This is a genomic window from Longimicrobium sp., assembly GCF_036280135.1.
Taxonomy (GTDB): domain Bacteria; phylum Gemmatimonadota; class Gemmatimonadetes; order Longimicrobiales; family Longimicrobiaceae; genus Longimicrobium.
Map to the genome: position 1 here is coordinate 1 of NZ_DASURI010000922.1, position 8,874 is coordinate 8,874.

The 8,874-nt window shown below is 70.8% G+C and carries 6 protein-coding genes and 2 pseudogenes; 7 read left to right on the forward strand and 1 reads right to left on the reverse strand.

The genetic code is table 11. The features are described from left to right. Positions 1 to 275, reverse strand: a pseudogene (locus VFZ20_RS29695) (hypothetical protein); the annotation flags it as partial. A 386-nt stretch (positions 276 to 661) separates the two neighbouring features. On the opposite strand from VFZ20_RS29695, the gene VFZ20_RS29700 reads away from it, so the two are divergent. From VFZ20_RS29700 to VFZ20_RS29730, 7 genes and pseudogenes are all read left to right on the forward strand, one after another. After that, on the forward strand, positions 662 to 1,279 hold the full coding sequence (locus VFZ20_RS29700) for a hypothetical protein (protein WP_329687590.1): 618 nt from the start codon (positions 662 to 664) through the stop codon (positions 1,277 to 1,279). A gap of 439 nt (positions 1,280 to 1,718) precedes the next feature. Further along, positions 1,719 to 2,684, forward strand: coding sequence for an aldo/keto reductase (locus VFZ20_RS29705; protein ID WP_329687591.1), 966 nt, complete (start codon positions 1,719 to 1,721; stop codon positions 2,682 to 2,684). Between the two features lie 268 nt (positions 2,685 to 2,952). Continuing rightward, a complete protein-coding gene (locus tag VFZ20_RS29710) occupies positions 2,953 to 3,486 on the forward strand; it encodes a hypothetical protein (protein ID WP_329687592.1) in 534 nt (177 codons plus the stop codon). A 207-nt stretch (positions 3,487 to 3,693) separates the two neighbouring features. Further along, on the forward strand, positions 3,694 to 5,229 hold the full coding sequence (locus VFZ20_RS29715) for a serine hydrolase domain-containing protein (protein WP_329687593.1): 1,536 nt from the start codon (positions 3,694 to 3,696) through the stop codon (positions 5,227 to 5,229). 181 nt (positions 5,230 to 5,410) lie between these two features. Beyond that, positions 5,411 to 6,790, forward strand: coding sequence for an APC family permease (locus tag VFZ20_RS29720; protein WP_329687594.1), 1,380 nt, complete (start codon positions 5,411 to 5,413; stop codon positions 6,788 to 6,790). Continuing rightward, entirely contained in the window at positions 6,787 to 7,872 is a 1,086-nt protein-coding gene (locus tag VFZ20_RS29725) for a pyridoxal phosphate-dependent aminotransferase (RefSeq protein ID WP_329687595.1), read from the forward strand. The genes VFZ20_RS29720 and VFZ20_RS29725 overlap by 4 nt, the downstream gene beginning before the upstream one ends. 776 nt (positions 7,873 to 8,648) lie before the next feature. Continuing rightward, positions 8,649 to 8,874, forward strand: a pseudogene (locus VFZ20_RS29730) (hypothetical protein); the annotation flags it as partial.

The window sequence follows — 8,874 nt, forward strand, 5'->3', positions numbered from 1 at the left end:
TCCAGCAGCGCGTGGCCCGCGGCCCGCCCCTCGGGGCTGAAGCCCACCGTGTACAGGTGGTTGAACCGCGTGTCGCCCAGCGACGTGGCGCCGGTGGGGTTCAGCGGCAGGCTGGCCTCGAAGTACGCCTCGGCCAGCTGGTCCAGCTGCTGGTTGGGGTCCGCCGTGGGCGCGGTGGACGGCATGGGACCGGCCGCCGGCTCCGGCCCGGCCTGCGGCGCCGTGCACGACGCGGCCAGCACGCACGCGGCGGCGAGGGTAAGGTGCTTCTTCAAGCGGGTGCTCCTGGGTCGTGGGTCCGCATGGGGATGAGAGGGCTGGAATATTAGCACACCGATGTTTGTCGGCAATGCACAGGGTGGATCGTGCCTCCGGCCAAGCCTCATGCGCGGGACGGGAACTGCTTTCTCACGCAGAGCCGCAGAGGGCGCAGAGTACCCCAGCCCGTGCACGATCCAGCCTCCACCCGCGGCGCATCCATCCGTCCGGTCCGAAAAGATCGGCAGAGTGGACGCAGGTTCGCGCGGTGCTTTGAGTTGCAGAGGATGACGGAATCTGTGAATTGAGAGGGTGGATTCCGGGGGCTTCCACTTGTGTCCATCTTGTTGTATACTCCGCGCTCTTGTTTTCCGACGCACCTTTACCGGAGGCACGGAACGACATGCGCGCCGCACTGCAAAAAGCAGGTGAATGCACGGATTTCGCCGCATCCCCCGAGCGGGTGTTCTGGGACTGGTTCGTGGAGCACGAAGAGATGCTCTGGGACCTGGAGGATGAGCCTGATCCCGCGTTTCACGCGCTTCTCGCGGCCATGGAACGCGTTGATAAGGACCTCGCGTTGGACGTCGGGCGAAAGCACGGTGGGCGTCGGGAGCTCATCGTATCGGCGAGTGGCGACCTGGCCCTATTCGCGGCCGTCGTCAGGCTGGTGGAGGCTGCGCCGCCGCTGGAGCGCTGGACGGTGCGGGCCTTTCGGCAGCGGCGGCCGCTCGTAGGCGAGCTCGTCCTGGGCGGCGTGACCGTGCGGCTGAGGGAGGTGCGGTTCGCGGCCCAGCCGGCGGGAGGCAGGCTGGACGTGCGCATCTTCATCCCCGGCTACCGGTGGACACCCCTGCACGAGTTCGTCCACGCGGCCGCGGTGCTGCTGGAAACCGTCTTGGGCGAGTTCGACGCCGAGACGCGGATCGGTCGCGTACACGTGGGCCCGCCGCAGCCGCACGTCCGCAGCCAGCCCCTGTCCGAGCTGCCGGACCTCGTGGACGCGCTCACGGGGAACTGACGGGCGGGCGGAGGACGGCGAGCGGGAATGCATGCGGGCGGGGCGGGGTCCGCGCGGACGCCCCCTCCGGGCTCGCGGAGCTCGCCCACCTCCCCCAAAACTGCTGGGTTGGAAGCGCAGAGTTTCTGTCACGCGACGGCCGGTCGCGGACCGGAGGAATCAGCAGGAGGACGGCGTCCCTTGGTAGAGGGGCTGCTTTCGGCGAGGGGACGGCATCCGCGTTTTTTCGAAGAGGCATGATGGCGGCGCCGGGGCGTGGAACCCGCCGGTGCGCATCATCCACCTGATCGCGATCGGTAAGAGGATGCCGGGGCCGGACGGCGGCCGACGGGCGGGATTACTTGGCCCGGTACGCTGTTGGACGATGGGCACGGATCGCGCAGGCGGCTTCCCGGCCGGTTCACCCGGAACCGGGATGCGTTTTTGGAACGAGGATACGATGCAGACGCGGAAGCTGGGAAACTCCGACCTGGAGATCACGCCCATCGGCTTTGGGTCGTGGGCGGTGGGCGGCGCGGGATACGCGTTCGCGTGGGGCGAGCAGGACGACCAGGAATCCATCGAGGCCATCCACAAGGCGCTCGACATGGGCGTCAACTGGATCGACACGGCGGCCGTCTACGGCCTGGGCCACTCCGAGGAGGTGGTGGCGCGCGCGGTACAGGGCTGGTCCGGCTCCAAGCCGTACGTGTTTACCAAGGGCGGCCTGGTGTGGGACGAGAACCGCGAGATCAACAAGGTCCTGCGGGCCGACAGCCTTCGCCGCGAGTGCGAGGCCAGCCTGCGCCGGCTCAAGGTGGATGCCATCGACCTGTACCAGATCCACTGGCCCACGGAGCCCAACGACCCCGACGAGGACGCCGAGGGCTGGCGCACCATGGCCGAGCTGCAGCGCGAGGGCAAGGTGCGCTGGATCGGCGTGAGCAACTGGAACGTGCGGCAGCTGGAGATGGCGCAGGGGATCGCGCCCGTCACCTCGCTGCAGCCGCCGTACTCGCTCATCAACGACGAGGTGGAAGGCGAGATCCTGCCGTTCTGTGGGCAGAACGGGATCGGCGTGATCGTGTACTCGCCCATGGGCAGCGGCCTGCTCACGGGCGGGATGACGAAGGAGCGCGCGGCGAACCTGCCGGAGAACGACTGGCGCAGCCGCAACCCGCAGTTCCAGGAGCCCAAGCTGTCGCGCAACCTGGCCATCGCCGACGAGCTGCGTCGCATCGGCGAGGCGCACGGGCGCACGGCGGGCGAGGTGGCCATCGCGTGGACGCTGCGGCTGCCGGCGGTAACGGGCGCCATCGTGGGCGCACGCTCGGCGAAGCAGGTGGAGGGCGTGATGGGCGGTGGCGACTTCCGGCTGAGCGACGAGGAAATCGCGCGGATCGAGGCGTTGAGGGGCAGGGAATAGGGAATAGGGAATAGGGAATAGCCGGCGAACGGCAACCGCGGGGGACAGGTTACAGGGGACGGCCGGCAACGGCGGTCTCCTGTCCCAAGCCGGCGTAGGCACGAGGAGGCACGTGCGGGGTTGCACGTGCCTCCGTTGTGTTCGCAGATTCCGCATGCCGCCGACTCCCCCTCCGCCCGCGTCCGCTCCGATGAGACGCTTCTCCCTGATGAGCTTGGTCCTGATGAGCTGCGCAGCTTCGGGCGCGTGCGCATCCGCGCGCCTGGACGTGCGCACGCTGGCCCAGGACGAGCGCGAGGTGCTGCGGGCCGTCATCGGGTACATCGAAAAGGATCGCGTGGAGCCGAGGCCCGCCATCTCGTTGCTCAGCCTGGAACTACTCGAGGAAGACGAGCCGGACTTCGTTCCCGACGCGGTCTACGCGGCGAAGGAAAAAGGCATCCGGTTCCCGGCAAAGACGTACGCGGATGTCCTTCCGCGAAACCGGACCCGCGTTGCCCTAGCGCCGCTGGTGGGCGACGATTCTCCGGCACGCTGGATCACGGAAGCGCAGCTGGACTCCATGGACGCCGCCCGCCGCGACGACATGAACGGCGACATCCGCGTGCTCGGCGAGATGTTCCCGGGCGCGACCTCCATGCACTGGCTCTCGCGGCCGGGCTTCGACCCGGGCCGGCGGCACGCGGCGGTCGCGTACGGATGGAACTGCGGCGACCTCTGCGGCACCGTCGGCCTGTATCTGCTGGAACGCCGCGCCGGCCGGTGGCGCGTCATCGACCGGATCGTGACGCTCGTCTCCTGAACCATCCGGCCCGCACGCACCCTGCGGGGATGAACGTCCGCAGTTCACCCTCCCCCAGGGTTTTTTTGGGGGAGGTGGGCGAGCTCCGCGAGCCCGGACGGGGTGCTCGCACGGTGCCCGCGACGCGCCCGGAACCCCAGTTCCTCCACGCCGGTCATCCCTTCCGGATGACCGCGATCCACCCGGACCGAACCGACCAGGATCCCCATGACCACGCGTTCCCTCCTCGCCGTGCTCGCCGGCCTGGCCGGCCTGGCCGGCCTGGTGCCCGCCCAGGCCCGGGCGCAGGCGCCGGGTGAGAGCAGCCGCGCCGCGCCCGCCGCGTTCGCCGCGCGGTCGCGGGTGCCCGGCATCGCGTACGGCATCATCGTGGACGGACGGCTGGTGCACGTGGGGACGGCGGGGTATCGCGACCTCGCGACGAACGCGCCCGTGGACACGGCGACCGTGTTCCGCATTGCCTCCATGAGCAAGAGCTTCGCGGCGGCGGCCATCCTGCAGCTGCGCGACGAAGGGCGGCTGTCGCTGGACGACCCCGCCGAGCGCTACGTGCCGGAGCTGGCCGGCCTGCGCGACGGGACGGATGACGCGCCCCGCATCACCATCCGCCACCTGCTTTCGCACTCCGCCGGCTTCCCGGAAGACAACCCGTGGGGCGACCAGCAGCTCGCGGCCACCCAGGACGAGCTGTCGGCCATGATCCGCGGGGGCATCCCGTTCTCCACGGCGCCGGGCACCAGCTACGAGTACTCCAACTTTGGCTACGCCATCCTGGGCCGCATCGTGGCCAACGTGTCGGGGATGCCGTACGAGCGGTACCTGACCGCGCACATCCTGCGGCCGCTGGGGATGCGCTCCACCACGCTGGAACCCGCGAGCGTGCCGGCGGACCGCCTGGCGCACGGCTACCGGCTGGTGGATGGACAGTGGGTGGAGGAGCCGCAGCTGCCGGACGGCGCCTTTGGCCCCATGGGCGGCATGCTCACCTCCGTGAGCGACCTGTCGCGCTGGGTGGGGCTCATGCTGGACGCGTGGCCCCCGCGCGACGGCGACGCGGCCGGCCCCGTACGCCGCGCGTCGCTGCGGGAGATGCAGCAGGTCGCGCGGTTCAGCGGCGCGACGGTGGTTCGCGACACGGCGGCGGGCACCGTCACGCTGAACGCCGGCGGATACGGATACGGGCTGGGGATCCGGCAGACGTGCCAGTTCCGCACGCTGGTGTCGCACAGCGGCGGACTGCCGGGCTTCGGCTCGCTGATGCGCTGGCTGCCGGAGCATGGCGTGGGGATCGTGGCCATGGGCAACCTCACCTACACGGGCTGGGGCGGCGTGACGGACCAGGCGCTGCAGGTCCTGGCGCGCACGGGCGGGCTGCAGCCGCGGGTGCCGCAGCCCGCGCCGGTGCTGCTGGTGCGGCGGGAGCAGGTGTCGCGCCTGGTGAACCGCTGGGACGACGCGCTCGCGGACAGCCTGGCCGCCATGAACCTGTACCGCGACGAGCCCAAGCCGCGCCGCCAGGCCGCCCTCGAGCGCCTGGTCACGCAGGCGGGCGGCGAGTGCCGGATGGACGACGCGTTCCGGGCCGACAACGCGCTGCGCGGCGGCTGGCGGATGCGGTGCCGCGACAGCGATCTGGCGATCTACATCACCCTGGCGCCCACGGAGCCGGCCCGGGTGCAGTTCCTGGAGGTGACGCCGCTGGCCCGCGACGAAGAGATCGGCACGGCCGCGGTCTGCCGCTGACCGGCGTGGACGCGGCGCGCCTGATACGGCGCGCCGCCCGGCCGCGTGCTTGAACCCTCCATCTCGACAGACGTCCGTGCCACCGCCCCGAGGCCCGGGCACCTTGCGGAACGCCCGCCCCGCGACTGATTCTGTCCCGCATCCCCGGTCCCATCCGCTCCTCGCCCCGCACCCGCCGCCCGTGAACCCCTCGTCCTCCTCCGCGCCGCCGGCCGTCCCAGCCGCGCCCGTCACCCCGCTTGACGACGCGCCGCAGCTGGCCCGCCGGCTGGGGCTGTTCGACGCAACCATGATCGTTATGGGCGGCATCGTGGGCAGCGGCATCTTCGTCACGCCGTACGTGGTCGCGCGGCAAGTGCACACGCCCGCGCTCATCGTGGGCGCGTGGCTGGCGGGCGGGCTCATCGCGCTGGCGGGCGCGTTCGTCTACGCGGAGCTGGCCGCGCGGCGCCCGCGCGACGTGGGCGGGCAGTACGCCTACCTGCGCGACGCCTTTCACCCCGCCGTGGCGTTCGTCTACGGCTGGGCGCTGCTGCTGGTGATCCAGACGGGCGGCATGGCGGCCGTGGCCGTGACCTTCGCGCGCTACTTTCGCGAGGTGACGCACGTGCCGCTGGGCGAGCCCGTCGTGGCCGCCCTGGGCATCGCCCTGCTCGTGGCCGTCAACTGCATGGGCGTGCGCTCCGGCGGCACCGTGCAGAACGCGCTGATGGTACTCAAGATCCTGGCGATCCTGGGCCTCGTGGCCGCCGGCCTGCTGTTCGTCGGGGCGAACGCGGCGCCCGCGCCGGCCGTGGCGCCGGCGGAGCGGACGGGAAGCCTGCTGCTGGCCTTTGGCGCGGCCATGACGCCCGTGATGTTCTCGTACGGCGGATGGCAGACGGCCAGCTTCGTGGCGGGCGAGATGCGCAACCCGCGGCGCGACCTTGCCCGCGGCCTGCTGATCGGCGTGCTGGGCGTGATCGCGCTGTACGTGGGCGTCACGCTGGCGTGCATCCACGCGCTGGGCGCGGACGGCCTGGCTGCGACCACGGCGCCGGCCTCCAGCGTGATGCGCCTGGCGTTCGGCGAGCGGGGCGCCACGCTCATCGCCGCTGGCATCGCCATCAGCACGCTGGGGTTCCTGAGCCAGGGCATGCTCACGGCACCGCGCGTGTACTTTGCCATGGCGGCGGACGGGCTGTTCTTTCGCTCCGTGGCGGCCGTGTCGCCAACGACGCGGGCGCCCGTCGTCGCCATCGTGCTCCAGGGCGTGCTGTCGCTGCTGATTGCCCTCTCCGGCACGTACGAGCAGATCCTGAGCTACGTGGTCGCCGTGGACTGGGTGTTCTTCGCGCTGACGGGCGCCGCCCTGTTCGTCTTCCGCCGCCGTGCGAACGGCGACGACGGCGGCGGCGCGCGCGTCCCCGGCCACCCGCTGACGACGGGGCTGTTCATCGCCGCGGCGGCGCTCATCGTCGTCGCCACGGTCCTGGAGGCGCCCGTGAACAGCGCCGTGGGGCTGGGCATCATGCTGACGGGCGTTCCCGTCTACCTGCTGTGGCGGCGGCGCGCGGCATGACGGACCGGCCGATGGGCTCCGCGTACCTGCGCTGGGCCAAGACGCGCACGCCGTCCCGCTACGACCTTACGTCCAGCGGCGTCCCGTACGTCGGCCTGCGCGAGCTGCCGGTGACGACGGACGACCTGGAGATCAGCGGCACGGGCGCGTACGGATACGCCCCGCTGCAGGCCGCCATCGCCTCCCGCTACCGGGCGGACGAGGCGTGCGTGGCGGCCGCGATGGGCACGTCCATGGCCAACCTCCTGGCCCTCGCCGCCGTCGTGCGGCCGGGCGACGAGGTGCTGATCGAGCATCCCACGTACGAGCCGCTGATCGCCGCCGCGCGCTGGCTGGGCGCGGAGGTGCGTTCCTTTTCCCGCCGCGCGGAGGACGGGTTCCGCCTCGATCCCGCGGAGGTGGAGCGGGGGATGACGGACCGGACGCGCGCCGTGGTCCTCACCAACCTGCACAATCCGTCCAGCGTCCTGGCGGATGACGACGCGCTGCGGCAGATCGGCGAGATCGCGGCGCGATCGGGCGCGCGGGTGATCGTGGACGAGGTATACCTCGACGCGCTCTGGGAAGATGCGCCCCGCACGGCGTTCCACCTGGGCGAAACGTTCATCAGCACCAACAGCCTCACCAAGGTCTACGGGCTCAACGGCCTGCGGTGCGGATGGATTTTGGCCGCGCCGGAGATCGCGGAGCGCGCGTGGCGGCTGACGGAATTGTTCAACAACATCGGCGTGCACGCGGCGGAGCGGCTGAGCCTGGCGGCGTTCGAGAACCTGGACGCGCTCGCCCGGCGTTCACGGACGCTGCTGGACGCCAACGCCGCCGCGCTCAACGATTTCTACGCCACGCACGGCGACGTGCTGGACGTCCGTCCCCACGCGCACGGCACCGTCTCCTTTCCCCGTGTCGTCCGCGGCAACGCCGACGCGCTCTGCGACGTGCTGACGGAGCGGTACGAGACGGCCGTGGTGCCCGGGAGCTTCTTCGGCGCGCCGGACCACGTGCGCATCGGCCTGGGCGTGGACCCGGCAAAGTTCCGCGCGGGGCTGGAGCGGCTGGGGCAGGCGCTGCGGGAGGTGGGGTAGGGGGAGAGCGTGAACCCAGCGTGATAGCGCCCACCCAGCCTGAGCGGCTAAAGCCGCCGCTGGGACAGCGGTAAGCCCTGTCTCGCGCCGACGCGCTCTGCGAACAGGGCTTCAACCGCCAACGCGGACTGTCACCCGGCGATGTGGCGGGCGTCCGCGGCAGGAGGGCGGCGGTGCAGTCCGCGAAGGCGGACTTCGCGAGTATCCCGCGGCGAATCATTCGCTCTTGGTCCCGCGCGCCATCCTCTCAGATCCTCTCAGATCCTCTCAGATCCTCTCAGATCCTCTCAGATCCTCTCACATCCTCTCACATCCTCTTCCGACGACGCGTCATCCTGAGGGAGCGCCGCGCGTAACATGAACGCACGCAGGATTTTGGCGCGACCGAAGGATCTTGTGTGCGAGACTCGGAGGCAGATTCAGTGCACAAGGGCCGCCGCAGAGATTCGCGGGCAAGATCCTTCGTCGCCGCCATGGATCGCGCCCGGTCAGGGCCGGCGCGGCGGCTCCTCAGAATGACGCTCTGTTGCGGGATCCAGGTAAAGCTTCCGTTGCAGGATGAACACAGTCCGACGCCACTCCTCAGGATGACGCGTGCATTGCGGGATCGGGGTGACGCTTTGGTTGCAGGGGTGCACACAATCCGACGCGGCTCCTGAGGATTACGCATCCCGGGCCAGGGGCTCAATGCATCGGCTTGTGCGGGCGGCGGGGGCGGGGGTAGGTTGGCCGGCATCCCTCGATCCACCGAACCAGAGCCCACGAGGAGCCGACCCATGCGACCGATCGTGAACTCTTTGCTGCGCCGCACCATCCTGTGCGGCCTGCCGCTGCTGGCGGCCGCCGTGCCCGCCGCCGCGCAGACGGACAGCGCCGCGCTCGTCACCGTGCTGGGGCGCGACACGCTGGCGCTGGAGCGCTGGGTGCGCACGCCGCAGCGCGTCACGGCCGAGGCCGTCGTCCGGGCGCCGCGGACCACCGTTCGCCGCTACGTGCTGGACC

Bases quoted from the DNA above. Each gene is read 5' to 3' on its own strand.
- VFZ20_RS29700 (WP_329687590.1), top strand. From the start codon at position 662: ATGCGCGCCGCACTGCAAAAAGCAGGTGAATGCACGGATTTCGCCGCA.
- VFZ20_RS29705 (WP_329687591.1), top strand. From the start codon at position 1,719: ATGCAGACGCGGAAGCTGGGAAACTCCGACCTGGAGATCACGCCCATC.
- VFZ20_RS29715 (WP_329687593.1), top strand. From the start codon at position 3,694: ATGACCACGCGTTCCCTCCTCGCCGTGCTCGCCGGCCTGGCCGGCCTG.
- VFZ20_RS29725 (WP_329687595.1), top strand. From the start codon at position 6,787: ATGACGGACCGGCCGATGGGCTCCGCGTACCTGCGCTGGGCCAAGACG.